The organism is Kribbella speibonae, from assembly GCF_004331375.1.
GTDB lineage: Bacteria > Actinomycetota > Actinomycetes > Propionibacteriales > Kribbellaceae > Kribbella > Kribbella sindirgiensis.
Window position 1 is genome coordinate 1,198,526 of sequence record NZ_SJKC01000003.1, and the last position, 26,011, is coordinate 1,224,536.

The 26,011-nt window shown below is 64.0% G+C and carries 23 protein-coding genes; 16 read left to right on the forward strand and 7 right to left on the reverse strand.

Going from position 1 to position 26,011, the window contains the following annotated elements; genetic code table 11:
* Genes E0H92_RS26985 through E0H92_RS26995 form a run of 3 tightly spaced genes read right to left on the reverse strand, consistent with a single transcriptional unit; the run spans position 1 to position 2,922 of the window.
* Positions 1-519, reverse strand: a complete 519-nt coding sequence (locus E0H92_RS26985) for a phosphopantetheine-binding protein (RefSeq protein ID WP_131498126.1) — start codon at positions 517-519, stop codon at positions 1-3.
* A complete protein-coding gene (locus E0H92_RS26990; protein WP_131498127.1) occupies positions 516-1,910 on the reverse strand; it encodes a class I adenylate-forming enzyme family protein in 1,395 nt (464 codons plus the stop codon). Before E0H92_RS26990 ends, E0H92_RS26985 begins: the two co-directional genes overlap by 4 nt.
* 28 nt (positions 1,911-1,938) lie before the next feature.
* Positions 1,939-2,922 (reverse strand): UDP-glucuronic acid decarboxylase family protein, encoded by a 984-nt coding sequence (locus tag E0H92_RS26995; RefSeq protein WP_202873830.1) that lies wholly within the window; start codon positions 2,920-2,922, stop codon positions 1,939-1,941.
* Between the two features lie 317 nt (positions 2,923-3,239).
* Here E0H92_RS26995 and E0H92_RS27000 point away from each other — a divergent pair, with 317 nt between their 5' ends.
* From E0H92_RS27000 to folE2, 4 genes are all read left to right on the forward strand, one after another.
* Positions 3,240-3,776, forward strand: a complete 537-nt coding sequence (locus tag E0H92_RS27000) for a phosphoribosyltransferase (RefSeq protein WP_165550023.1) — start codon at positions 3,240-3,242, stop codon at positions 3,774-3,776.
* Complete coding sequence (locus E0H92_RS27005; RefSeq protein ID WP_131498130.1) at positions 3,769-4,617, forward strand: hypothetical protein; 849 nt, start codon at positions 3,769-3,771, stop codon at positions 4,615-4,617. The genes E0H92_RS27000 and E0H92_RS27005 overlap by 8 nt, the downstream gene beginning before the upstream one ends.
* Positions 4,618-4,705: 88 nt before the next feature.
* Positions 4,706-5,074: a 6-carboxytetrahydropterin synthase QueD gene (gene queD, locus E0H92_RS27010; protein ID WP_202873831.1), complete on the forward strand. Its 369-nt coding sequence runs from the start codon at positions 4,706-4,708 to the stop codon at positions 5,072-5,074.
* A complete protein-coding gene (gene folE2, locus E0H92_RS27015) occupies positions 5,064-5,867 on the forward strand; it encodes a GTP cyclohydrolase FolE2 (RefSeq protein ID WP_131498131.1) in 804 nt (267 codons plus the stop codon). Before queD ends, folE2 begins: the two co-directional genes overlap by 11 nt.
* A gap of 17 nt (positions 5,868-5,884) precedes the next feature.
* On the opposite strand, the gene E0H92_RS27020 is transcribed toward folE2, so the two are convergent.
* Complete coding sequence (locus E0H92_RS27020) at positions 5,885-6,547, reverse strand: HAD family hydrolase (protein ID WP_165550025.1); 663 nt, start codon at positions 6,545-6,547, stop codon at positions 5,885-5,887.
* A 1-nt stretch (position 6,548) separates the two neighbouring features.
* On the reverse strand, positions 6,549-7,928 hold the full coding sequence (gene purB / locus E0H92_RS27025; RefSeq protein ID WP_338068874.1) for an adenylosuccinate lyase: 1,380 nt from the start codon (positions 7,926-7,928) through the stop codon (positions 6,549-6,551).
* Between the two features lie 90 nt (positions 7,929-8,018).
* On the opposite strand from purB, the gene E0H92_RS27030 reads away from it, so the two are divergent.
* The 9 genes from E0H92_RS27030 to E0H92_RS27075 all read left to right on the forward strand — a co-directional run bounded on the left by E0H92_RS27030 (position 8,019) and on the right by E0H92_RS27075 (position 19,784).
* On the forward strand, positions 8,019-9,050 hold the full coding sequence (locus E0H92_RS27030) for an adenylosuccinate synthetase (protein WP_131498134.1): 1,032 nt from the start codon (positions 8,019-8,021) through the stop codon (positions 9,048-9,050).
* Entirely contained in the window at positions 9,047-9,601 is a 555-nt protein-coding gene (locus E0H92_RS27035; RefSeq protein ID WP_131498135.1) for a P-loop NTPase family protein, read from the forward strand. Before E0H92_RS27030 ends, E0H92_RS27035 begins: the two co-directional genes overlap by 4 nt.
* Before the next feature lie 118 nt (positions 9,602-9,719).
* Positions 9,720-10,415, forward strand: a complete 696-nt coding sequence (gene queC / locus E0H92_RS27040; protein ID WP_131498136.1) for a 7-cyano-7-deazaguanine synthase QueC — start codon at positions 9,720-9,722, stop codon at positions 10,413-10,415.
* Positions 10,416-10,418: 3 nt separating this feature from the next.
* Complete coding sequence (queE, locus tag E0H92_RS27045; RefSeq protein WP_131498137.1) at positions 10,419-11,051, forward strand: 7-carboxy-7-deazaguanine synthase; 633 nt, start codon at positions 10,419-10,421, stop codon at positions 11,049-11,051.
* Positions 11,052-11,122: 71 nt separating this feature from the next.
* Positions 11,123-12,430: a DegT/DnrJ/EryC1/StrS family aminotransferase gene (locus E0H92_RS27050; RefSeq protein WP_131498138.1), complete on the forward strand. Its 1,308-nt coding sequence runs from the start codon at positions 11,123-11,125 to the stop codon at positions 12,428-12,430.
* Between the two features lie 61 nt (positions 12,431-12,491).
* The gene (locus E0H92_RS27055; RefSeq protein ID WP_131498139.1) at positions 12,492-14,234 is read left to right on the forward strand and encodes a carbamoyltransferase family protein; all 1,743 of its coding nucleotides are present in this window, start codon (positions 12,492-12,494) and stop codon (positions 14,232-14,234) included.
* Between the two features lie 5 nt (positions 14,235-14,239).
* Entirely contained in the window at positions 14,240-15,415 is a 1,176-nt protein-coding gene (locus tag E0H92_RS27060) for an acyl-CoA dehydrogenase family protein (RefSeq protein WP_131498140.1), read from the forward strand.
* Between the two features lie 14 nt (positions 15,416-15,429).
* Positions 15,430-17,445 (forward strand): condensation domain-containing protein, encoded by a 2,016-nt coding sequence (locus tag E0H92_RS27065; protein ID WP_131498141.1) that lies wholly within the window; start codon positions 15,430-15,432, stop codon positions 17,443-17,445.
* A gap of 1,535 nt (positions 17,446-18,980) precedes the next feature.
* Positions 18,981-19,784, forward strand: a complete 804-nt coding sequence (locus tag E0H92_RS27075; protein WP_131498142.1) for a Rossmann-fold NAD(P)-binding domain-containing protein — start codon at positions 18,981-18,983, stop codon at positions 19,782-19,784.
* On the opposite strand, the gene E0H92_RS27080 is transcribed toward E0H92_RS27075, so the two are convergent.
* A complete protein-coding gene (locus tag E0H92_RS27080) occupies positions 19,747-20,982 on the reverse strand; it encodes an MFS transporter (protein ID WP_165550027.1) in 1,236 nt (411 codons plus the stop codon). The genes E0H92_RS27075 and E0H92_RS27080 overlap by 38 nt on opposite strands.
* A gap of 27 nt (positions 20,983-21,009) precedes the next feature.
* Here E0H92_RS27080 and E0H92_RS27085 point away from each other — a divergent pair, with 27 nt between their 5' ends.
* Genes E0H92_RS27085 through galE form a run of 3 tightly spaced genes read left to right on the forward strand, consistent with a single transcriptional unit; the run spans position 21,010 to position 24,348 of the window.
* Entirely contained in the window at positions 21,010-22,125 is a 1,116-nt protein-coding gene (locus tag E0H92_RS27085) for a glycosyltransferase family protein (RefSeq protein ID WP_165550028.1), read from the forward strand.
* Positions 22,126-22,127: 2 nt separating this feature from the next.
* Entirely contained in the window at positions 22,128-23,297 is a 1,170-nt protein-coding gene (locus tag E0H92_RS27090) for a glycosyltransferase family 4 protein (RefSeq protein ID WP_131498145.1), read from the forward strand.
* Between the two features lie 55 nt (positions 23,298-23,352).
* Positions 23,353-24,348 carry a UDP-glucose 4-epimerase GalE gene (gene galE, locus E0H92_RS27095; RefSeq protein ID WP_131498146.1) on the forward strand — a complete coding sequence of 332 codons (996 nt, stop codon included), beginning with the start codon at positions 23,353-23,355 and terminating at the stop codon, positions 24,346-24,348.
* A gap of 342 nt (positions 24,349-24,690) precedes the next feature.
* Here galE and E0H92_RS27100 read toward each other — a convergent pair whose 3' ends face one another.
* Positions 24,691-26,007 (reverse strand): condensation domain-containing protein, encoded by a 1,317-nt coding sequence (locus tag E0H92_RS27100; RefSeq protein ID WP_131498147.1) that lies wholly within the window; start codon positions 26,005-26,007, stop codon positions 24,691-24,693.
* Positions 26,008-26,011: the final 4 nt, after the last annotated feature.

Consider the following 26,011-nt stretch of genomic DNA (forward strand, 5'->3'; position numbering starts at 1 on the left):
TCAGCTCTTGTGCTGCACGGCTTGCGCCAGATTCCGGACCGAGGAGGCCTCGAAGAAGGCCTCGAGCGAGAGGTCCGCGCCGAACCGTTGCATGATGAGTGTGCTCAGCTGGATCACGTGCATCGAGTCGCCGCCCAGGTCCATGAAGTCGTCGAGAACGCCGACCCGATCGATGTCGAGAACCTCTGCGACCAGTGCGGCCAGGTGTTCTTCCAAATCCCCTGAGGGCGCGACATAGCGTGACCTCTGGCTCTCGTCGAGCGCGGCCACCTCAGCTCCCAATGTCGCGAGGTCCACTGCTCCGTCCGTCGTGGTGGGCAGTTCGCGAACGACCACCACGTGAGCCGGGAACGCGTGGTGTTTCCACAGGTGCTCCCGGATGCCGACCGCGCTCGTGTAGGACGTGGGCACCACCGCGACGACGAACTCACCGGCCTCCTCGTAGGTGACAGCCTCCAGGACGTCGGGGTGCTCGATCGTCATCGGGTGCTCGCGACGTGTGGTCGAGGACTCGCTCACGTTTCCACCTCTATGGTTCGCAGGGATTCCAGCCGCCAGCGTTGCAGTTTGCCCGTCTCGGTTCTGGGAAGATGGGCCACGAACTCCACCCGCCTGGGCCGCTTGTACGCGGACAGCAGTGCGCGGCAGTGCCGAACGACCTCGTCACTGGTCAGGCCGCTGCCGGCGTGTTTGACCACCAATGCGACAGGAACCTGGCCGAGGTCTGCATCGGGCGCTGGGATCACAGCGACATCCGCGACTTCTGGCAGGCGCAGAACGACCTCTTCGATCTCGGCCGACGACACGTTCGCGCCACCGACGTTGATCAGGCCCTGGCGGCGCCCCGTCAGATACAGATAGCCGTCCTCGTCGAGATATCCGAGGTCGCCCAGGCTCAGGTATCCGTCCACCGTGTGTTCGACGGCCGCGGTGACCGGCCGGCCGCTGCGCATGAAGACGCGGCCGACAGCCCCGGGCGGCAGCGGTCCGAGATTCTCGTCGAGGATCCGGATCCTGGTTAGGAAACCCTTGCCCACGGTGCCCGGCCTCGCCAGCCACTCGTCGCCCCGCGCGATGGTCATCCCGATCTGTTCGGTGGCGCCGTAGAGTTCGAAGATCCGATCGGCGCCCAGCAGTTCGATCCAGTTCCGCTTGGTCTCGGCGTCACACGGGCCGGCTGTGTGGACGACGGCCCTGAGCGAGGCCAACCGATCCCGGCGCAGGCCGGGCCCCGCCAGCAGTTTGCGCAGGTGCGACGGTGTGACCTGCATCCATTCGATCGATCGGCGGTGGATCATGTCGATGGTTTTACTCGCCTCGAACACTCCCTGTACCACGATCGTCTGCCGGTCGAGGACACCCGCGATCAGATGCAGGAAGGGTGCGGCGTGATGAAGCGGGCCCACGACGAGTTGGCGCAACCCCTCCGTCCAGCCTGTTCGGCGCAGCAGAAAGGGAAAGCCACCCAGCGTGAGGCTGCCCTGTACGGGAACGGGTCGCCCCGTGGTGCCGCCCGTCAGCAGGAGGTAGTCGCCCTCGCACGGCACGTCGTGCTCGGGTCTGGCGACGACGAGCCGGTTGTCGTCGTACACCGCGCCGTAGGTCGCGGCCAGTCGTTGCACCAGTTCGGCGCGTTCCTGCGGGGGAGTCCTGGGACTGATCGGGAGGACGGGAAGCCCCGTGCGCAGGGAGGCGAGCAATCTCGTCACGCCGTCGAGGGTGTTGGCCAGGTCGATGCACAAGATCGGCCTGCACTTGGCCACCTCCGGCCCCAGCGGGCTCGGTGCCGCGGTCAGCCGATCGAGTTGCGACCAGGTGATGCTGCGGACAACCCCGCGCCTGCTCTCGATGACGGCGGGCCGGTCAGGATGCTGATGGACCGCCTGCCGGAGCAGTTCATCAAGAATCATGTTCGATCTCTCGTCGGTGATCTGGGCATCAGTGTGTGAAGGACGGCAGTTCCTCCTGGCTGGCCAACGCCGATCGGAACCAGGCGATGGTCTTGTCCAGACCTTCTTCGCGCGAGGTCGTGGATCTCCAGCCCAGCAGGGTTTCGGCCAGCGTGGTGTCCGGCCTGCGCTTGCGCGGATCGTCGACCGGCCGGTCGACGAGCTGTATCGGGACCTGGGCGTCGACCATCTGCCGGATCGTCTCGGCCAGCCGCAGAACGGTGGTCTCGTCGGGATTCCCGATGTTCACCGGACCCGGGTGACCGCTGGCGGCGAGTGCGAGAATGCCCTGTACCGTGTCGTCGACGAAGCAGACCGAGCGGGTCTGGCTGCCGTCGCCGGTGACTGTGATGGGTTCCCCGGCCAGCGCCTGGCGGATGAAAGTGGGAATGGCCCGGCCATCGTCGGGCCGCATCCGCGGTCCGTAGGTGTTGAAGATGCGCGCGATCACGGTGTCCACGCCGCAGTTCGCCCGGTACGCGGTGGTCAGCGCCTCCGCGAAACGCTTGGCCTCGTCGTAGACACCGCGCGGCCCCAACGGGTTGACGTTGCCCCAGTAGTCCTCGCGCTGAGGATGCTCGAGAGGGTCGCCGTAGACCTCCGACGTCGAGGCGAGGACGAACCTGGCCTTCTTCTCCCGGGCAAGCCCGAGGGAGTGCAGGGTGCCGGTGCTGCCGACCTTGAGCGTCTGGATGGGCAGCCGGAGATAGTCCACCGGCGAGGCTGGTGAGGCGAAATGCAGAACGAGGTCGACCTCGCCGGGAACGTGGATGTAATCGGTGACGTCACAGCGGGCGAGGCGGAAGCCGGGATCGTTCGTCAGGTGACCGACATTTTCCGGAAGGCCGGTCAGAAAATTGTCAAGGCAGACGACCTGTGTTCCCAATGACAAGAGGCGCTCGCACAGATGGGATCCGACAAAGCCCGCGCCACCGGTCACGACCGCCCGACGGAAATTCCAGCGTGTGGCCATAGCTGTCATCAATATTCTCCCCGCGACAGGAAATCCCAATATAGGCCCGACCTGCAATACCTTATTCGGTGCCGGTCGTGGCCGGTAGCGCGCAACGGTGACGCGGCGGCATCATATGGCCAAACCATTCCGCCGAAACCTTGCCGCCGGCAGCGCGGTCGGAGTTGTCAATCGTGTTCTGCTTCTTCCCGGAGGCGTCCCGCCGGCGGGACACCGCCCCGAGCGGAATCTCGTGCTGGAAATGACAAGGAGAGGCCGATGCTGCGTTCGTGCCGGAATGTCCCTCGCCGAAGCGTCCCTTCCGCGGGACCGCGGTCGTGACCCCGCGTTGGGAGCGCCGGCGGCTGTTGGGCCTTGACTGGACCACGTTCGGCGACGCCGCGCAGGACCTTGCCGTCCAGGTGAAGAGCAGTGGCTTCCGGCCGACCGTCATCATGGGAATCGCGCGCGGCGGCCTGCCTCTGGCGACCGCGCTGGGACACCTGCTGTCCGGCCGGGTGGGAACGACCGGGGTGACCCGTAACGCCTCGGACGGTCAGTACGCCGAACGTGACGAGGCCGCGATCTCCTGGATGGTTCCGGACTCCCTGAACGGCGCTCGGGTCCTGCTCGTCGACGACATCGCGGGCGACGGTGGCACGCTTCGGGTGGTCCGCGAACGCGCCCGTCGGGCCGGCGCGGCCGAGGTGCGGGCAGCCGTCATCGTGGTGAACGACGGGTGTCAGGACCGACCGGAATACTCGGTGTTCGCGGCGGACGATTGGGTGGTGTTCCCCTGGGAGTGTCCTCCTGGCGACCACCACGGCGCCGTCGAGTCGCTGGTTCTCCGAACCCGATCCGGCACGGATGACTGACGCCGAGGCCAAGGCCTTCTACCGCAAGCGGTTCCGCGCCAGATATCTCCGGTCGAGGCTGTGGCCGAGTTCTCGTCGATGGCGACGGGACCTGGCTCTCGGGATCCGCCAAGGGCCCTTCCGGAACCGGTGGGAGCAGTTGCCGGTCTTCGAGCGGCATGTGCTCGTGTCAGCGTCGGGGCGAGCTTTCGACGACACCCTCCGGCGGTTCGGCGCCGCGACCACGGTCCAGGCCCTGGGCCTGACCTGCGACGAACCGATCGCACCGGGAGGAAACCTGATTCTGACCGCGCGGACCGGGGCGCTGGGTGCTCTGGCTGTCGTCCTCGCGGTGCGCGGACACAACGTGGCGTTCAGCAGTGCACACCCCGAGCACCGTCGGCGACTCGTTCTGCCGAAGGTCGGAGAACGTCAGCGCGGCCTCGTCACCCCGTTGTTCTTTCCTTCGTGGCAGGCGATCCTCAGTGCCCGTCGGGGGCTCGAGAGCGGCTGGGACTTCATCGTGCCGATCGACTCGATCGGCGAACCGGGAACGACGTCCTTCCATGCCGAGTTCGCCCGGCTTCCGGATCGGACCGAACGACTGTTCCGGGTTCTCGGCAACGATGCGGCGCGCATCAGTTTCATGTGCGTGGAGGTGGTGGACGGCTGGCGCCCGAAGCTGAAGATCATCTGTCATCAGTACTCTGGGGAGCCGCTGGAATTTCTGCGCCGGATCGAGAGTTCGCTCGAGCGGCTGCCGCATCAGTGGCATGTTTGGACGGCTCTCGGTGCGGCGTCGAAGTCGCGGCCGGCGCCGCGTACGAATGCCACCGTTGACGGTAAGCACTCCGCCGTCTGATGCTGGCTCGACGAAGTGACGTCCAGCGCTTTCCGGCAGCTCGACCATCGGCTTCACGTGAACGTTGCATTCACCATTTGGAGATCCGTTGATCGAAATTTATCGTGAATTCACCTTCGAAGCGGCGCACAGATTACCCACTGTTCCGGCGGGTCACAAGTGCGGCAGATTGCACGGACACAGCTATCGCGTGGAGGTGCATGTCAGCGGTGAGGTCGACGCCTCTACCGGTTGGCTGATCGATTTCGGGGACATCAAGAAGGCGTTCAGGCCGCTGGAGGACCAGTTGGACCACCACTACCTCAACGACGTCGAGGGGCTGGACAACCCCACCAGCGAGAACTTGGCCCAGTGGATCTGGGCCCGTCTGGTCGGCGTGCTACCGCTGTCGGAGATCCACGTCCGGGAGACGTGCACTTCTGGATGTGTCTATCGAGGGAGGGAAGATGCTCGCTGATGTGCAGGCCGCACCGGACCGCCGGGGCGTGCCGTTGGACGAGGTCGGTATCGAAGGCCTTCGATATCCGGTCCTGGTCGCCGACGGACAGGGCGCGAAGCGGGAGACCGTGGCCACGGCCACCATGTCGGTCGACCTCGGGCCCGAGGTGAAGGGCGCGCACCTCAGTCGCTTCATCGAGGTGCTGCACGGTTCGAGGGAGCAGTTGACGCCCGCGACTGTCAGGGCTCTCGCGGAGGAACTGCGGCAGTACATGGGAAGTTCCGGCGCACGGGTGCACCTGACGTTTCCGTACTTCCTGGAACGAGAAGCGCCGGTGACACGGTCTCGCGCCTTCGTCGAGTACACGTGTTCGGTATCGGCCTCCAGCGGCCCGACCGGCACCCAGTTGTCGTGGAGCGTGGACGTTCCGGTGACCAGTGTGTGTCCTTGCAGCAAGGCGATCAGCGACCGCGGTGCGCACAATCAGCGCGGCCACATCACCATCGAGGTCAAGGGCGCCGATCCGGTGGAGGGACTGTGGTTCGACGGACTCATCGCCGCCGCGGAGGCGGCGGCCTCGTCGCCGGTCTACGCGCTGCTCAAGCGTCCCGACGAACGGCATGTGACCATGACCGGCTACGACAACCCGGTCTTCGTCGAGGACATGGTGCGGAACGTCTGTGAAGTCCTGTCCACCAGTGTGGGGATCACCGCCTACCGTGTGCGTGCTGTGAACGACGAGAGCATCCACAACCACGCGGCGTACGCCGCGGTGTCCTGGCGGGAACCCCGCGGCGCACAGCCTTCCTGATCGGTTCAGAGGCCGCCTTACCTGCTGCGCATCAGGTCGGGAACCTCACGGAGGCTGGCCACGAGGTGGTCGGGCCGGACCCTGCTGCCGGGCGCGAACTCCCGGGCACCGTTACCCGTCAGTACGCCGACCGTTGTGGCGCCGACCTGGTGGCCGGCCTCGATGTCGCTGGCCGAGTCGCCCACCAGCCATCGTGGCAACGCGGGGTCTAGGTCCCGCAAGGCCAACTCGAGGAGGAGCCGCTTGCGCTCGACGGCAGTGAGAGTGCCGGTGACGGTCAGGTCGTCGGAGGTCAGCAGCAATGCGAAGGTGTCGCCGATTCCCCAGGAGTCGACCAACGTCCGGGTGGCCTGGGTACCGGTCCAGGAACTGACCAAAGCGGTGACCACACCGGCCGCGGCCAGCGCGACCATGGCCGGTACGGAACCAGGAATCGGGCGTCCGTACCTGCTCAAGTAGCGATGGGGAATCGCGTCGGAGTCGACAGTGACGCGACAGCCGTCCACTACGAGTCGATCGGCGAGCAACTGTTCCCAGAAGTCGAACGCCAGTACCACTTCGGGTGCCGGAGTGGTCACACCGGCCTGCCGACAGGCGTCGGCGACGCACGCGACGAACATCTCCTCCCAGGACACCAGGGTGCCATCGCGGTCCAACAGCAACACGGCGGATGTAGCCATCTCACAGGTCCTCGGTCGACCAGGACGAAGGGACATCGGCCACAGCTCGGGCCCGATCGGCGTACCAGCCGGAACCGAGATCCGTATCGACCAGCGCCGCCAGTTCGTCGACCGTGACAACGGCTGCCACCTCGCTGTGCGCGAGCAGTTCGGTGACCAGTTGGTCGCCACGGTGACCGGACCGCAGGCATTGCTGGACCACCTGGTAGGCCTCGGGGCGGGCCAGACCGCTGCTGACCAGCAGGCGCAGCAGCGTCCCGCTCATCCAGATGGTGGCGGCCCGGTCGAGGTTGCGAGCGATCGCTGTCGTGTCGACCTCAAGACCGGCCAGCACGGTCGTCATCTTCCGCGCCATCTCCTCGAGCAGCAGGCACGCCTGCGGGATGACGAATCGCTCGTTCGCCGAGTTGGCCAGGTCGCGCTCGTGCCAGGTGATCACGTTCTCCAGCGCGGGATGGACCAGTGAGCGCACCAGGCGGCTGAGGCTGCACACGTTCTCGCACAGCACCGGATTGCGCTTGTGTGGCATGGCGGAACTGCCGACCTGCCGCATGGTTCGGGGCTCTCGTAGTTCGGCGATCTCGTCGCGCTGCAAGTTGCGGATCTCGGTGGCGATGTTCTCCAGCACCGCCGCGGACAGTGCCGCCCAGCCGACGAACTCGGCGATGCGGTCGCGCGCGATCGCCTGCGAGTTCAGTCGTGCCACTCCCAGGCCCAGCCCAGCCAGCACCCGGCGTTCCAATTCCTCACCGAAATCGCCGAACGCCGCACCGGCGCCCACCGCTCCGCCCACTTTGCCGACGAGCAGTCTGGGGGAGAGCTCGGCGAGCCGGTCCGACGTACGCAGCAGGGCATCGAGGTAGACGGCGAACTTGCCGCCGAGGGTGACTGGTTCGGCGTACTGGCCGTGCGTCCGGCCGGCCATGCTGAGGTCGGCGTACTCCATGGCAAGACGGCGGCATGCGTCGGTGAGTGTGTGCAGTTCCTCCCGAAGGAGACCGGCGGCCTGTGCGAGCTGCAACGCTCCGCCGGTATCGATGACATCGCTGCTGGTGAGGCCGAAATGTGTCCACCGGCCGTGTATCCCTGCCGATGTCGACAGCACATGGACGAACGCTGCCAGTTCGTGGCCGGTCCACGTCTCGGCCGCACCAATCGCCGCCGGATCGACGTCCTCACGGCCGACGGCGTCGATGGCGGCGGCGGCATCGGCGGGGATCAACCCGAGGTCGCCCTGGACCCGGGCGACCTCGCGCTCCACCGTCAGCCATAGTCGATAGCGATTCGATTTTGAGAAGATGGCTCGCATCTGCGAACTTCCGTAACGCCCCTCGTCGAGAGGCAGGATCACGTTGCTTCCGGCAGAAATGTCATTGTCCACGGTATTGGGTACTCCACTCTGATTCCGGAATGTTTCAGGGATCCGTAGGGACGCTTGAGTTTAAAAGGACGGAAGCGAAGGGAGCGAACGATGCCGAGCACTGTTGTCGTCGGTGGACAATGGGGTGACGAAGCCAAGGGCAAGGTGTGTAGTTATCTCGCCGGCCGTGATCAGATCGATTTGAGTATCCGAGCCGGCCTCGGCCCGGGAGCCGGTCACACCGTGGTTCAGGACGGGGTCGAATTCCGGCTCCGGCAGACTCCTGCCGCTTTCGTGCGTCCGGACTGCCGGCTGGCACTGGGCGCCGGGACCCTGATCTCGCCGGCCGTCTTCTTCGAGGAGGTCGAGCGGCTGGGGCTGACCGGCCGGATCACGATCGACGGCCGAGCGACCGTCATCGAGGAGCAGCACCGGCAAGCGGATGCGAGCAGCAACTTTCTCCGCACGGTGGTGGGCAGTACCGGAAGCGGGCACGGCCCATGTCTGGCCGATCGGGCTCTGCGCACGGCCAGACTGGTCCGAGATACCCCGCAACTGGCTCCGTACGTGGCCGACGTAGCCGCGCTGGCGAACGAGGCGCTGGACCGGGGGGAACGCGTTCTGGTGGAAGGCACGAACGGCTTCGGGTTGTCGGTGCTGTACGGCACCTACCCGCACACCGTCTCGAAGGACAGCACCGCCTCAACGGCTGCGGCTGACGTCGGTTTGGCACCGACCCGCATCAACGAGGTCGTGCTGGTGTTCAAGGCCTACGCCACCCGGGTCGGGCCGGGCGACTTGCCGCGTGAGCTGTCGTCCGAGGAGATTCACGAGCGGAACTGGCAGGAGGTGGCCACGGTGACCGGTCGCCCGCGGCGGGTGGGCGCATTCGACCTGGAGTCGGCCAGCACCGCGGTCATGCTGAACGATCCCGCCTATATCGCGCTGACCTGTCTGGACCGTCTGGATCCGGCCGCGGCCGGGGTGCCGTACGGGCGCCTGCCCTCGACTGTTCGGCGGTTCGTGGACCAAGTTGAAGACGGGCTTCAGCGACCCGTCGGCCTGCTGAGTACGGGACCCGACATCCGCGCCACGATCGACCGGAGAGGTTCGGTGGCCGATCCGGAAGTCTCTGTGAGATGAGTCAGCGCATCCACGTAGTCGGAGCCGCCGGGAGCGGCAAGACCTACGTCGCGGCCGGGCTCGCCGCCGCGCTGTCCACCGATCACCACGAGCTGGATCGGGTGGCCATGCGCCGATCCGACGACCACACGACGGTGACGCTCGTGCCGTGGCCCGAGCGTCGTGCTGCGGTCGCGGAGATCGCGGCCCGGCCTGACTGGGTGACCGAGGGCATCTATCTGGGCTGGACCGAGCCGCTCTTCGCGGCGGCCGACCTCATCGTCTGGCTGGATATCCCGTGGTGGCAGGCGACGTGGCGAGTCATCAGCAGACACGTGCAAAAGTCCTTGCGCGGGGAGAACGAATGGAAGGGTATCCGGCTTCTTCTCCGCTTTTTGTGGAGTACGCGGCGGTATTACCTAGGCCCTGGCGGAATCCCGAGTCAGGAACATGAGGACGCCGCAACGGATCATCGTATGACGGTAGCCGCACTGATGCCGTACGCCGGCAAGGTCGTGCGATTTCGACATGGCCGGGATATCGTGTCGAACATTGCTTCGCGAACCATCTGACATCTTCTCCGGGCCGTGCTCCATCGGCCGTCCGGAAATTGACGCCGATCGGACCGGGTGTAAAGCTCGAGGGGCGCGGCACCGTGTCAAAAATCCATCGAATTCTCGGAGGGGCGACATGTCCAATGAGCCTGCGGTAGTGCTGCTGAGCGGGGGACTCGATTCGTCGACCGTCCTCGCCATCGCCAAACAGGAGGGCTACCGGCTCTACGCGCTGAGCTTCCGCTACGGTCAGCGTCACCAGGCCGAGCTCGACGCCGCACGACGTGTCGCGGAGGCGCTCGGGGCGGAGCGGCATGTCGTGGCCGACATCGACCTGCGCCTGTTCGGAGGTTCGGCCCTCACGGCGGACATCGACGTTCCGCGGCACGCTCACGTCGATGAATTGGACGACTCTATCCCGATCACCTACGTACCGGCCCGCAATACGATCTTCTTGTCGTTCGCACTGGCCTGGGCCGAGACACTGGGCGCCGCCGACGTGTTCATCGGGGTGAACGCCCTCGACTACTCGGGCTATCCCGATTGTCGCCCCGAGTACATCGCGGCCTTCGAACGAATGGCGACGCTGGCTACCAAGGCAGGCGTTGAAGGCGATCAGCGGCTGCGGATCCACACCCCGTTGATCGACCTGACCAAGGCGGAGACCATCGAGCGCGGGTTGGCCCTCGGCGTGGACTACTCCCTCACGCACAGCTGCTACGACCCCGACGCCGCGGGCCGAGCCTGTGGGAGTTGCGACTCCTGCCTGCTTCGTCGCCGCGGGTTCGCCGAAGTAGGGCTGCGGGACCCTGCCCTCGCGGGCAGGCTCTGACCTGTGTACCGGGTGAAGGAGATCTTCTACACCCTGCAAGGAGAAGGCGCGCACGCCGGCCGTCCTGCCGTGTTCTGCCGTTTCACCGGCTGCAATCTGTGGACCGGCCACGAAAAGGACCGGGGCCGGGCGGTCTGCACGTTCTGCGACACCGACTTCGTGGGAACCGACGGCAGTGGTGGCGGACGGTTCAGGACGGCGGCCGATCTCGCCGCCGCGGTCGCCGCCTTCTGGCCACCGGCGGGCGGCGGTGAGCGATACGTGGTCTGCACCGGAGGCGAGCCGCTGCTCCAGCTCGATCGAGCCGCTGTGGACGCATTGCACGACGTTGGATTTACGGTGGCGGTGGAGACCAACGGAACGCGTGCTGCGCCACCCGGAATCGACTGGATCTGCGTCAGCCCGAAGAGCACCGCCGAGCTCGTACTGACATCAGGTGACGAGCTCAAGCTGGTGTACCCGCAACTGGATGCCCCGCCTGAGCGTTACGAGAGTCTCGACTTCAGGCGGTTCTCCCTGCAGCCGATGGACGGCCCGGACACGACCGGCAACACCCGCCTGGCGCTGGAGTACTGCCTGACCCATCCGCGCTGGCGGCTCAGCCTGCAAACGCACAAGATCGTCGGAATTCGGTAGGACCGCGAGGTCTGTCGCGATATCCGTCGCATCGATCGACATCTTTCGACGCGTGGAACGGATTGCATGAGATGAGTTCACAGCAGACGCATCCGCTGGCGTTGTTTGGCGGCGAACCCGTTGTCCGCACACCTCTACGGGAGTGGCCCGTGCTGGGCGAGGACGAGATCGCGGCGCTCGGTGCCCACCTCGACCGCGCGAAGAGGGATCCCGCGTACCTGACCTCGATCTTCGGCAACGGTCCCGTCGTGGACTTCGAGCGCGCCGTCGCCGGTTACTTCGACGTACCCTTCGCTGTCTCCACCAACTCGGGCTGGGCCGCCCTGCACACCGCGCTGGTCGCGGTCGGTGTCTGTCCGGGTGACGAGGTCATCGTGCCGGCGTACACCTGGCCACAGTCGGTGTCCTGTGTCCTGCAGCAAGGTGCCATCCCCGTTTTCGCCGACATCGACCCCGAGATCTACACGCTGAGCGCCGAAACGGTGGCGAAGTGCCTCAGTCCCGCGACCAAGGCAATCGTGGTCGTGCATCTGTACGGTCAGCCGGCTGACATGACGAGCCTGATGGCACTCGCGGAGGCTCATGGTCTGCCCGTGATCGAAGACTGTGCGCAGGCGACCGGGGCGATGCACCGCGATCGTTATGTCGGGACGATCGGCACGGTGGGATGTTTCTCCATCGGCAGTGGTAAGCAGATCGTCGGCGGTGAGGGCGGCTTCCTCCTGACCTCGTCGGAGGAAGTCAGGAATCGGGCCGTCGCGATGTCGCAGCATCCACAGCGCCACCGTGTCGACCTCCCGGTCGGTTACGAACTACCGGACGGCTTCCTCCCGACCTATCGGATGCACCCGGTCGCAGCGTCGATCTGTGCCGAACAGTTACCGAAACTGCGCCGGTGGAACGATGAGCGAATCGCGAATCTGCGAGCGCTGAGCCGCGCCTTGCACGACTGTCGCGGTATCCGTGCGCCGGTCGAATCCGAATCCGGTCGACATGTCTATCACCTGTACTGCCCGACGTTCGTTCCCGATGAGCTGTCCGGCCTTTCCCGCGACCGGTACGTGGAGGCGCTGATGGCCGAGGGGGTGCCGGTCCGCATCGGCTACGTGCGAACTCCGCTGCATCTTCGGCGGGAGATGCAGGAACGCAGGTATCTCGCGCCGGACTATCCCTGGAAGCTGGGATCTCGCGACGTCCGGTACGCCGCCGGCGACTGCCCGGTGACGGAGGACCGGTGTGCCCGCACCGACATCAGCGTCTTCCTCGGTGCCAACGCCCGCGGCGATCAGTCCGTCCTGATCGGCGAGATCGCCGCCGCCTTCTGGAAGGTGGCGCAGCACCATCGCGAGCTGCTCGAGCCGGCGTCCGTGCCGCGCTGAGCATGCTTCAGGCAACGACCGTGGGCACGATCGAGGCACATCGCACAACCGGGGTGACTACATGAGAGTTCTGGGCATCAACGCCATCGGGCACCACGACGCGTCCGTGTGCCTTGTCGAGGACGGCCGCCTGGTGGCTTTCGCCGAAGAAGAGAGATTTCTGCGGGACAAGCACGCGCGCGGCCAGCAGCCGCTCAACGCTGTCCGCTGGTGCCTGGAGTCGCGGGGACTGACGTGGGCGGACATCGACGCCATCGCCACCCCCTGGGTGGAGGAAGAGTTCGGCTCGGTGGCGCCGCCGGGGTATCGCGAGGACATCAGTTTCAGCGAGCGCGACCTCGGCACCGCCTGGGCGCGCTGGCCGGCGAACCTTCGCGAGTTCGCTGCGGCTGCGGGGGCTCGTGACGGTACGATGCCGCTCTTCCAGGTGTCGCACCACCTGGCGCACGCCGCGAGCGCGTACTGGTGCTCCGGTTTCGACGAGACGGCGATCCTCGTCGTCGATGGAGAAGGGGACAGGGTTTCCACCACTCTGGCCTACGGTGCAGCCGGGAAGCTGTCGGTACTACGGCAGTTCTCGACGGTGGACTCGCTGGGGCAGTTCTACGCCTGCCTGACACGCTTTCTGGGGCTCGGCAGTTTCGGAGAGGGCAAACTGATGGGTCTGGCCCCCTACGGCCGGCCTGTACTCGAGTTCCCCGAGATCGAGCTGGACCCCGCCGGCTACCGGCTCCGGCTCGACGCCGGCGTGAAGCGGTGGGATCCCGTGCACACCACCTACCGAACGGTGATCGACAGCTGGATACGGCGGTTCTCCGAGCGGTTCGGTGAACCTCGCGCGGCGCGCGAACGTGGCCGGCCCACTGTTCTCGCGGACTGGTCGCAGCATGACCTGGACATCGCTGCGTCAGGGCAGTCCGCTCTGGAGGAGGCGCTGGTCCACCTGGCGGAACTCGCGATGCGGCTTTCCGGTAGCCGGCGGCTGGCGACGGCCGGTGGCGTAGCACTGAACTGCTCGGCCAACGGACGTCTCGCCGCCATCCCGGACCTCGAAGGTTTCTTCGTGCAGCCGGCGGCCGGGGACGACGGGGTACCGATTGGTGCCGCGTTGCATGTCAGTGCGATCTGTGGGTTCTCTCCGGCCGGCGAGCGGATGACCTCGGTCTCGCTGGGGCCGTCGTTCAGTCCGGACAGTTGTACCACAGCGCTGTCGGACGCTGGCCTGAGCTACCAGACGCCGGACGACATCTCGGAGGCGGCCGGAGAGCATCTGAGTCGCAACGAGGTCGTCTGCTGGTTCGACGGGCGGATGGAGGCCGGCCCGCGGGCGCTGGGTCAGCGCAGCATCGTGGCCTCACCGGGGGCGCGCGCGACCAGGGACAGGGTCAACGACATCAAACGGCGAGCCCGATGGAGACCCTTGGCTCCGAGCCTTCGGCAGCAGGACGCGCAGATGCTGCTGGATCGCGGCGGTGAGGCGCCGTTCATGATCGTGGCCGACCGGATTGCGGCCGGCTGGCGAGATCGGATACCGGGCGTGGTGCACGTCGACGGGAGCGCGCGGCCGCATACGGTGGATCCTGTGCTGCAGCCTGCGTATTGGTCGATGATCGACCATTTCCAGCGGCGTACTGGGCTTCCCGCGGTGATCAACACGTCGTTCAACGACGAACGCGAGCCCATCGTGTGTTCACCGGCGGACGCCGTCCGCACCTTTGTGCGCAGTAGCGCGGACGTGCTGTGCCTCGGTCCGTATCTGGTGCGCAACCCTTCCGCAGGACCTGAGACCGACGAAAGGCGCTGATCTCCATGCTGGACTTGGACGAGATGAGCTGGACCCAGGGTTACGAGCACGCGATTCCGATCCTGGAGGACGCCGAGGCTGCGCGGCTGGCGGCAGCGCGGGACGTCCTGACCGATTGGCCCGATGACGACGACGGGGCTACCGGGGCGCTGCGGTGCCTGGTTGGGGAGGGCTTCCTGATGGACACGGTTCCGGCGAAATACGGCGGACGCGATGCCTCGCTCAGTTACGCGGCGCGCTTCCTCGAAATGCTGGGCACCAAGAACGGATCGCTCGGTTGGCTTTTCACCATTCAGCAGGGGCTGCATCTCCTGCTTCCGACCGCCACCCACGGCAGTTGCGAGCCGTACTTCGAGGACGTGCGGAAGACCGGTGCCCTCTTCGCCGGTTCACACAGCAGGTCAGGCCTCGCGATGAGCGAAACGGCGGATGGGATCGAGCTGGACGGCGTTCTTCAGTACTGCTCCGGAGCTCCGCTGGCGACCTGGCTGACCTGCACGGCCCAGGTCCCCATAGCGGGCACGGTTAAGGGCTGCACCATGATGATCGACGCCCGGCAGGCAGGCATCTCGTGCGAGCCGGCCGCCCACCTGCACTCCATGCGTGGCTCACTCACCGGTGTCGTCCGGTTGACGAAGGTGCAGGTTCCGTGGCGGCAGGTGTATTGGTTCTCCGACCTCGGCGATCCGACGAATCGGCCTCCGTCGTGCCGCTACTACGGCGCGTGGCAATCCATCCTGCTACAAGGTGCGGTCTTCCTCGGCATCGCTGGTTGCGCCCTCGCGTACGCCCGCGAGCAATTGGTGCGCAAGCGCGCGTCGACCGATCCCGCGAAGCGCCTGGCCGGCGATCTGGGCATGGGGCAGTCGGCGGCGGAATTCCTGCAGGCGCGGAGCATTTTCTATCATCGGGTCGAAGGGCTGGAGCTGGCCGCCTCGACGCGGACGGAGCAGCGGGAAGCCTCCCGCCCGAGTCACGCGGCCCTGTTGGGCTCGGTGGCGTCGCTGACGTACTCATGTGTTTCCCGACTGGTCGAGCTGCTCGGGGGATCGGTTCTCGTGTCAGGCAATCCGCTTGAGCGGTGCTGGCGCGACATCCAGCTCGCCCGGGTCGCGGAGGGTGCTCGGCAGCCCGCCTCGAATCTTAGTCTGGGTGCGTTCATCCTGGATCAGAAGCAGTAGGAAGCTGCCGAACGTTGACCAACGATGACTTCACGGTGTGGTCACGCTGTGTGGACGCGGTCCGATCCGCCGTCCCTTTCCCCGCAGTTGGTGAAGTTGTTCGCGCCGACTTGATGTATAGCCAGGAGTTCTACTGGAACTTCTACTACGCGGTTCCGGAGCATAACGGCGTCCTGCTCGACTGGGCCTGGACGGTTCCGGAAGGCGTCACCGTCGCGGACGTCGCAGTCGCGCTGAACCAGTTGGTAGAACGGCGCGTCGCACTGCGAACGAAGTACCCCGTCAGCCTCCTGGGTCTGCCGATGCAGTGCGTCCACCCGGCGTTCGATGTGCCGATCCTGACGTGGCAGGACACGACCGGCGGCGGACTGCGGGAGTTGACCGACGAGCTCAGCCGTCGGCCCATCGACCCGGCAGTGGACTGGCCGATCCGAGCAGGGGTGCTGCTGCGAGGCGAGGTCCCGGTGTCGATGGTGCTCGTCTTCAATCATCTGACCCTCGACGGGATCTCCACCGCGATACTGCGGGACGAATTCCTGGCTCTCCTGAAGGACCCCCAGGGGCTGCCGGAGGTGATCGGCCGAGAGCCGATCTCGCAGGCAGCGTACGAGAAGACGGCGAGCGAAGTCGGTCGGCACGAGCGGGTACTCGCGTACTGGCGCCGGTGCTTCGAGCAGATGCCCAACATGATGTTCACGAACTACCGAAAGGGAGAATCGGGGTCTCCCGGTCGTGAAGGAGGTACGTCATTCACTGCTGCAACGCTCAGCACGGTCGAGCTCGTGGCGGCAGCAGAGATGATCGCGGCGCGGCATCGACTGTCCAGTTCCACGATCTTTCTCACTGCTTATGTTGCTGTCCTTTCGATCATCACCGGACACCGAAGGTGTTCACTCTACGTCGCATCTGCGAACCGTTTCGATCCTGAGGTACAGCCTTCTGTCGGCTGCTTCTTTCAGTGCGGAATAATGGTTGCCGACATCTTGCCAGAGATGACTGTCCTGCAGGCTGCAAAAAGACTGCGTGCGCAATCACTGACCAGCTACGGAAATGCCCATCATTCATTCTGGAATGCCAAGGAGTTGGCCGTCAGAGCTGCAGATGAGCGCGGTGTTGCCTTGCGGGTCGGAGTGTATTACAACTTCACGCAGCCGCAAGAGGCAACGTACCGCGATGAGCTGCAGCGCACGGCGGTCACGGATGCCAGCAGCCTGCAGTTGACTTGGGAAGAGGATGTGGACTGGGAAGACTACGACACAGACCTGTATCTCAGGGTCGTGCCGAACGACCCCAAGGGCCTCTTCCTGCTGGCGCATGACTCGGTGCTCTCACGAGACGAAATGGAACGGATTCTGACAGCGATGGTCACGTTGATCTCCCTCTGGGCCGAGGATTCCGCGATCCGGCAGGCCAACATCTCTCACCTGGGCGAGAAGCTCGGCCTCGAGCGTCGGCAGCGCACCGCCCATTGGACCTGTGTCGATCATTGTTGGATCAACGTCAGCGAATTGACCGACCTGCTGTGCGCAATCCCCGCTGTGATCACCGCCTCGGTCTTCTCGGACGGTGCCGGCGATGAACAGACGCTCATCGCGTATCTCGCATCATCCGATCCGGAGATCGAGCCGAATTTCCTCAGGCGGCGTCTGCTGGGTAGCTTGGCGACCCATCCGAACATCATGGTCCCGCACCGTTTTGTCGTCTGCACGCAGGCGCCGGTTCCCAACGACGAGCAAGGCTGGAAAGTTCTCCCGGTCGCCACCGAGGGAGATGGGAAAGATCCGTTGCACCTGGATCCGTCGACCAGGGAGGAGATGGCGCTGCTCGCCGTCCTGGAAACGTTTAATCCCGGGATGGTGAAGAACATGGCGAGGTCATATGTTCTGGCCAACGGCAGAGCAGCCGTCGTTCCAGCGATCATCGGTCGGCTCGCCCTCGAGGGCTATTCCGGAATTCTCCCGGAGGACTTGCTAGGCCCTCAGCCGCTCAGTGCTGTCGCCGCCATGCTCCAGAAGTGTCCGCGCCCATGACTTGGGTGCCGGAAGGCGGAGTGGCATCTGTGGTCAGAAGGTGTTGTGGAGAGTCGTGAGGTAGGTGTTCGGCGGCTTGGGTGGTTCGGTCAGGTCTGCCTGCTGTGCGCCACGCCTGGGAGACGACGACTATGTCTTCGGAGCAGGCGAGGAGGTCGTGTACGAGCCAGTACCGGCGCTCGGCCGGGTCTGCCGCCAGGGTGCCGGCGGCCGCGCCGGTGGCGGTGACGAATTCGAGGTCTCGGGCAGCGCCGTGGAAGTACGGCGAGGTTGGTGGCGCAGTGCGCGACGTCTAGGTCGGTTGGACCAAGCAGGGACCTGCCCAGTCGACCACACCCATGAGGTGGGTGGTCGGTGCGTAGAACAGGACCTTGCCGGGTTGGGAAATCCCGGTGCAGGTAGCGGCCGACGTACGACGGTGCCGGGCGGCGGATGACATCGATCGCGGCTCACCGGACCTGAGCGTTGCCGCCGGCGGGGAGTGACGACGGTGTCGGGATCGTCAACATCACTAGATTGGAGGCTGTTCGACGGGCCGGTTAGCGAGGATCGCGTCGGGTCCGCAGGTCCCCTGTGGAGCCCGGCGGCGCGCAAGGCATCGGCGCCGGTGGCGGGGCTTGCGCCACGGCGCCAGTACCTGCGACAACTTCACGTCGAGGCCGCTGGCGCCAGTCGTGCCGGCAAGCAACAGTCCGCCTGCTTGCGACACCACCCCGAACCGGGCGCATCAACCCCGACATACGGATTACAACCCGATAGTCTTCACCGCGAAGGTGCTCCTCGATTCGCGACGACATGGGCCTAGACAAACCGCATCGTCGCTGGTCAGGAGCACCTTTCAGTTCACCAACGCAGCCTCATCATCGAACCCGTGAAAGCACCGGGATAGCACACCGAACTGAACTGTGGAGTCCGAGAGGCGTGTCGTTGCAGGAAGCTGCAAATGTGCGGGAAAGCCTGTCAAGCTTGCCAGTCGAACGATAAAATCCTTTTTGACTCGCCGGTGTCCCAGAGGGGCTGCCGGATTCCGCCCCAAGTCTTGGAGTTCCCATGCCCTGCGACCATAGGTCGCTTCCGTATGCCCCTAGTCGTGCTTCTTCCTGCATCATTCCGAGTTGCAGCTGCGCGCGTGTGTATATGCCCAATTGGTCGCGCCGATGGCTCGGGCGGTTCCTTTGTCGACTAGTGTCCCGGCGCCTACTGGGCGGTTCGTCGTCCGACGTTTCCGTGTATGGGACACGTTCAGCACGGCCGAGGTTCGTCGCTACGCTGCCGGCGCCGAGACGATGATGTGCGCTCCACCATGCGTGAGCTTAGGTGCCGAGCAACTAGGAGACCTGGGCGCAGACCGGCCGCGTCATCTGGGATATCAGAGATGGTTACCTGGCGACCTGCGGTGAAGCCGTCGGCGGTTGCTGTCTCTGCGACCAGAGTCAGGCGCGTTGACCAGATTAATCCCGAACGAAGATGCCACATCTTCACGCCTCGTAGATCGCTATTCGATTCGAAGTGCCCGCTGAGGAGAACTATCTAATATGGCGAAGTTCATTGTCATCGGTCGTGGATATGTTGGAAGCTCGATTGAGCGATTTCTGTCGCGCCGCTACGATGTCGAATCGTGGGATATACTCGATGAAACACCTGCTCCATATGCACGATCCAAAGAATTTGACGCTGTCTTCCTTTGTCTGCCGACGCCGCAGTCCGAGACTGGTGAGGCTGACATCACGGCAATCGAGAAAACCCTTGGCTCGATGCAAGCCGATCTGTTCGTACTTAAATCCACAGTTCCTCCGGGAACGGTCGACGCTCTGAGTGAAAAATATGGCGCAAGAATTGTGTTCTGGCCAGAATATATCGGTGAGAGCAAATATGCCAATCCGTATTTCCCGACTGAGATCGCTGACGAACCGTTCGCCATCATCGGTGGAGAGGCGACGCTCCGCAGCAGACTGATCGACATTCTAATCCCGGTCATGGGGCCGACCGTTCGATACCATCAGTGTTCTGCTCTCGAGGCGGAACTCGCCAAGTATGCCGAGAATACATTCTTCGCCACAAAGGTCACTTTTTGCTATGAGTTCGCCCATATCTGCGGGGCATTCGGCGCGGATTGGCACGCGGTCCGCGAGGCATGGCTCTGCGACCCCAGGATCAACCCGATGCACACCGCAGTGTTCCGCGATGATCCCGGCTTCGGCGGCAAGTGTCTGCCGAAGGACCTTGCTGCGATTCTCCACTCGAGCGAGACCGCCGGGTACTTTCCTGTCCAACTCCGGGCGACGCAGGCGGCGAACGCGATCATCCGCGGTGAGGCGCCCGGCGAGGCGCAACCGTAGTCATCGACCACGCAGTAACGCACGTGAAGGAGATTGCGGCGGCCAGGAACGGTGCACTCGGAGACCAGTGGTAGGCGGCGACCCCGACCAGCGGTACCAACGCAGGAGCAAGCGAGTTGGTCGCCTCCATGTACCCGGCGAGCCGGGCTTGTGCCTGCGCCTGAACGACAGAGCCGATCCACAATGTGTAGGCGGGAACTGACATCGCGGAGCCGAAAGCGTTCAGAACCACACCGCCACATGTAACGACGACACTCGGACTGAGCACCAGGAGCATTGCGCCGGCGAGCTGGACGACGGAGCCCAAGAGCACAAGCGCAGCAGGGGGCCACTTCCAGCGACGAGTGATCAGGATCTGTCCTGCCAGACCTGCCAGCGCTGCGCAGGTCAGGGAGATGCCAATGACCGGTCCGGACTCCGCGGACGTCAAGCGGAACTTGTCTTGCAGGAGGAACGGAAAAAGGATGATCACGCAGCTGGATCCGCACGACAGGAGTACGCCTGCCAGCAGGCGCGTTCCCGCCCGCAGACCGATTGCAGATCTGCCCTCCGACCTGCGCGGTCCGCTGGCCGAGCGGATGATGGGCCGTGAACGCTCGTGCTTGCGGAAGACGACGACCACCAAGGACCCGACGAAGACAATCAGCGCAGGGGCCGCCCAGAGAGGCGCCAGTGGGGTCACAACGAAGAGCGCTGCCCCGACCGCCGGACCACATATGCCGGACAAGGAGTATGCAAGTCCGATGTTCGACACCGCCAACTGTCGAGTCCGTGGGCTGTCCAGCGTCAACGCGAAGGATTGCGAAACGATCGGAACCACCGACGCAGCCATCCCGAAGATGATGCTGCGGCCGACGAGGGCCATCCAGAATGCGCTGTCGCTCGCCAGTAGCCCGTTGCGCGTGAGGTTGAGCGCAGCTGCGAATATGACGAGCCCGATCGCCGCGCCGCTGAAGCCCAGCGTGAGCAGGCGGTCGGCCCTCATCGTCCCTGCGAGGAACCCCCAGAGCACGCTGCCCACGACGAAACACACCGATGACATGGACATGATTCCGCCGAGGGCCTGGTCCGAGAGTTGCGAAGCTCGCCCGAGCGGAACCAAGAGTGAGGCGATGGACTGCTGGGCGAAAAACACCGCCAGAATCGCGATACCTGGCAACGCAGACGAGTCGAATGCATTACGCAGTCGCGAGAGCACCATAGTGACCTTTCGAGGAGATCAGACGTGAAGATACTGATTGGTGTCTGTGGGATCGGCCAAGGGCATATTACACGACAGTCCGTGATCGCCGAACTGCTGCTCGAACGAGGTCACACGCTTTCTTTCCTGACGTACGGCCCCGGTGTTGAGACACTGAAAGCGAGGTTCCCGGACTCTTTGGTTTTGCCTGTGTATGTGCCGTGGGTCGCTTGCGGCCCCGACGGTTTGCGATTTATGGAGACCGTGCGCAGGAGTGGTTGGCGGGCGATTCCCGGGATCTTGCGCGATTTGAGCCTGATTCGACGCTTCCGGCAAAGCGAACCCTTCGACCTGTGCATCAGCGACTATGAACCTGTCACTGCGCGGGTTGCATACGCGACAAGGACGCCGCTCATTACACTCGATCAACAGAGCAAGCTCCTCGGGTTCGAAACTTCTCCTATAGGTGAGCTCAGTAGAAAGGAAGAGCGGGCTCGCCTCGGTTTGTTCTTCCCGAAGGCGACGAAGCGTATCGCATTGAGCTATTTCCGCGTGAATGCGGCGCCGGACCATCGGTTTCGCGTTGAACTGCGTCCTCCGATGGTGCGGTCCGAGATCCAAAACGATGATCAAGAAACGAGGCCGGAGCACACACTGGTGTACTTGTCCAATTATGGCTCGGATTCATTTGTGCACCTTCCTGATCTCGTCGCGAGTCTCGCGACTATGCCAAATCGCAGATTTACGATTTTTGATTCACTCGGCAGACGATGTGAAGCGCCGCTGAACGTGGTTTTCGAGGAAATTGACCGCGAGTTCTTCCCCAAAGTCCTCGCCGACTCGGACTCGGTCATATCGACGGCTGGGTTCAACCTGATCAGTGAGTGCGTCGCGGCAGAGGTCCCGATCATGACGATCCCCCTTGCGACATACGACCAGCACCTCTGCTCCAGGACCGTTGAAACGCTACGGATCGGTATGGGACTCAAGGAGACGCGGAGCCCGACACCCGGGGAGCTCGCCGCCTTCGTGCAGCAGATCAGCAACGCTCGCCATTCCATGCGGACCAACCCTGATGTCCTCAAACCATCCCCGACGTCCACCAGGAAACTGATCGACGAGATCGAGGCCGTCGCGAAGCCGTTCCAGGATAGAGGCTAAACATGCGCGTTCTGACAGTTGCCACCGATTATCCGCCGAACGCATTCGGAGGTGCGGGCTTCTATGCGGCTGAAATCACCCGCGAACTTCGAGCCCTCGGTGTACACGTCGACGTGCTGAGCACGCGGCCTGGCGTAGACAGGATCCATGCCGACTCATCTGCTCTCAAATATCCGACATCACCAGCGCCCGGATGGGACGGTGTGTCAGTTCTAACTGACAACATCGCTTTGACGGCGACCCTGGCGCGTATCGCAAGCCACTACGACGTCGTTAACTTCCATGACGTGTACTCAGCGATAGCTCCGCTGGCCGTCAGGTGCGCCAACCCGAAGACCGCCTTCATCCTCACGAAGCACACGGGACCGACGGGCCCGGACGGAACCACGACCGGTACATCCGGACCGATCGAGGACTACATGCTGGGCAATCTCAACGACCTCGAGGACTGGATCTTTCGCTCCGCCGATGGGGTCATCTGCGTCGCCGAACAGATGCTCGACCGGGCTCGGACCCTGTACGGTGACGACGTGCCGGCCCGGCATATCATCTGTCCGCCGGCGGTCAACCAGGGCATCTTCGCCGGCCCCGATACGCCGGAATGGCACTGGTGCTCGCACGATCAGCGGCTCCTGGTGCCTGGACGACTCTCGCCGCGTAAGGGCGGGGACACAGTCATTGAGGCTTTGACCCTCGTCGAGCGCGACGACACCTGCATCACATTCGTCGGCTCCGGACCGCACGAACAAGCTCTCGTCGATCTAGCGCAGCGGCTGGGCATCCAGCAGCGCGTTCACTTCCTGGGCAAGGTGACGCAGCAGGAGCTCGCTGGGCTTTACAGCATTGCGACCGTTGTCGTAGCGCCGAGCTATGTCGAGGCCTATGGGATGGTCATCGGGGAAGCGCGTGTTAGCGGTGCCGCGTTGGTAGCCTCGGACATCCCTGGGCACGCCGAGCAGATGTGCGACGGCGTCGACGGTCTCATGTTCAGCTCTGAGGACTCCGGCGACCTCGCTCGAGTGCTGGAGAAGGCTCTGGCCACCCCCGATCTGATCGATTCGATCGCCTCGGCAGGACGAAGCCGTGCCGCTCGCCACACCTGGGCAAAGGCAGCCCGTTCCTCGTTGGACTTCTTCGAAAGTGTCGCGCGCAGCAAGTTTAGCCAGGCATAAGATTGGCGTCCCGACATCCATCAGCAGGCTTTCCGTCGAATGGGGGAATTTACTCGTGAAGGTGCTGATCAGTGGGGGCGCCGGATTCATTGGTAGCACCATCGCTAATGCGTGTCGTGATCGGGGCATCTCGACTGTGATCCTCGACGATTGTTCCACAGGCGATCCATCATTCGCCGAAGGTCACCCCTTCTACATGGGCGATATCGCCGATGGAGATCTGATCGATCAAATAATGCAACACCATCCGGACGTTGGCGTGGTGGTGCACTGCGCTGCGAAAGTCATCGTGCCGGAGTCCGTCGAAAACCCGCTCGACTATTACGAAACGAATGTTTCGAAAAGCCTCGCCTTCCTACGTCATCTCACCCGTAACGGCGTGAGTCGCCTAGTGTTCTCCTCCTCGGCCTCTGTCTATGCGTCGACAAATCGCGGCGTCGTCGACGAGGGTTCGGCCATTCGTCCATCGAGTCCGTACGCCGTCACAAAGGCGGTTTTCGAACGGGTGCTGGAGGACTCTGCTAATGCAAACATCTTGCGAGCCATCGCGTTACGCTACTTCAATCCGATAGGGGCGGATCCGCTGCTTCGTAGCGGAGTTCAGCATCCCGATCCGCCTCACGCGCTCGGCCTCCTGATCAAGTGCGCATCAGAAAAGGGTTCCGCCTTTACGATTGCTGGCACCGATTGGCCAACGCGCGACGGTTCGGCGATCCGTGACTACGTCCATGTGTGGGACCTTGCGGAGGCTCATGTCTCTGCTATCCAGCGCTTCGATTCGATCGTGCGGCAAGACGTACCGTTCCACGTAATCAATATTGGGACCGGGACGGGCGTTACGGTTCGAGAGCTCGTCGATGCGGTAGGTAGAGTCACGGGCGCACAGCTGAAGGTCCTCGAAGGGACTCGGCGGCTCGGGGACAGCACGGGTGCGTCCGCCGATGGCACCCGGGCGAAGGAGCTCCTGGAATGGGAACCGATACTCAGCCTCGACGATGCCGTAATACATGCGATGGCCTGGGCGGACAGGCGACGGCAACCCCGAATGTGACACACGCCGCACGGCGAGAAAACGCGGCTGGCCTTTTACAGACGCGATCCAATCGTGTCGCGCGCTCTGCAAGTTGCTCCACTGCTGGCAGTCGCAGATGGCTGCCGCGGTGCGGTGAGTGGAACTGTGGTCCTTGCGGACACATCTAGTTGGATTGGGATGGTTGACGTAGGGACGGCATCGACGGCTCAACGCCCTTCCCCTTTGTAGCTCGTGTGGTCGTCGCTAATCACGAGTTCGATGGTGGGGATGCCGGCTTGGAGGAACGCCTGCGCAGCCGCGCCGAAACGAGCCATGAAACGTCGTACGGGTCACCTGCCACCAAGGTCTTGTGCCCTATAACTAGCGCAACCGCTCGACTTGAACATCCGACAACTGTTGTCGTTCGTCCGCCATCGCCTCGAGACAGCGCGACAGATCGTTCGCCACCTGCCACGGCGAGCGACACCGCGTGAGCGCGTCGCTGGTGTACACCCTCAAGTGGACGGTGCTCGGTCCGATGCCCGCGAACACATGAAGGTGCGTGTTCCTCGATCGGCAGGGGTCGACAGGCGGTATGAGGTCAGGCAGGCTCCAGAGGTGATCGGGTCCCTTGCCTGGATGCGACGCCGAGGGCTTCACCTGTTCGGTGGAGACGGTTCGGATATTCGATATCGCCGAAATATCCGCGGTGTACCGGTTGTCTGACGTGTATCGCAACGCGTCGTCGAGTTCGAGTCGATCGAACCAACCGCTGCGAATTGCCGCCAGGTGTCCCGTCCAGGTCCCGTTGATCAGGTCGGCCACTCCGTCATGAGGTGGCGTTACCACGTACGAAGAATTCGTCAGGTTCGCGACAACGGTTGACTCCTTCCGGGTGAACCGATTCGATAGGACGGTTTGAATAACCGGAGAGGAGGTTGGGTCGTAGCTTCGCAGCAGGATTGCGATGGCGGCGTTGATGAGCCCAGCCAATGAAATCCGGCTGCGCCTGCTCTGTGCCTTCAGGGATCCCGTCGAATCTGGAGTGAGTTCCATCTCCACGCCGTGATGTGGCAAACTCTCATAAGCTGGCAAGAATTCGAATGGAGAGCCACTAGGGGCCTGACCGAGCGTCCGTGTCCACCGCCGAAGGCTCGGGGTCTCAATCGTCTTGAGAAGCGGAGTCGGGAGGTCGCTCAGTTGAGCAGATGGCCTGCTGATGTGGACCTCTCCGGGCGTAAGCATCGAGCGCAGATCAGACGTGAGCGTGGACAGCGCAACGGCGTCCGCGAAGAGATGATGAATCAACAGTTTCACAATCGTGCGTCTGCGTAGACGGCCGATGATCAACCTGTAACTGCCATGGTTGGTATCCAAAGGCAGCGAACGGGCGGCATTCTCGACATGCGCGATGGGATCCGAGGCACCGGCGCAATCAACGATATGTGCAGAATCCACAGGATGGTCGGCGTCGACGGGCTCGATGACCTGTCGGAATTCGTCGCCGAGCTCGACCGTTCGTGATCGCAGGGCTTCGTGGGACTCGACGAAGCGCGCGAGTCGTCGGGAAAGCTCGATCGCCGAGAATTCGTGATCTGTCTCGACGGTTGTGGAGAGCCAGCCGTATCCTCTGCCGTTCTCGAGCATCAAGGACAGTTGCCGTTTCTGTGCCACCGTGAGCGGCAGACGACGGTGCACCGGT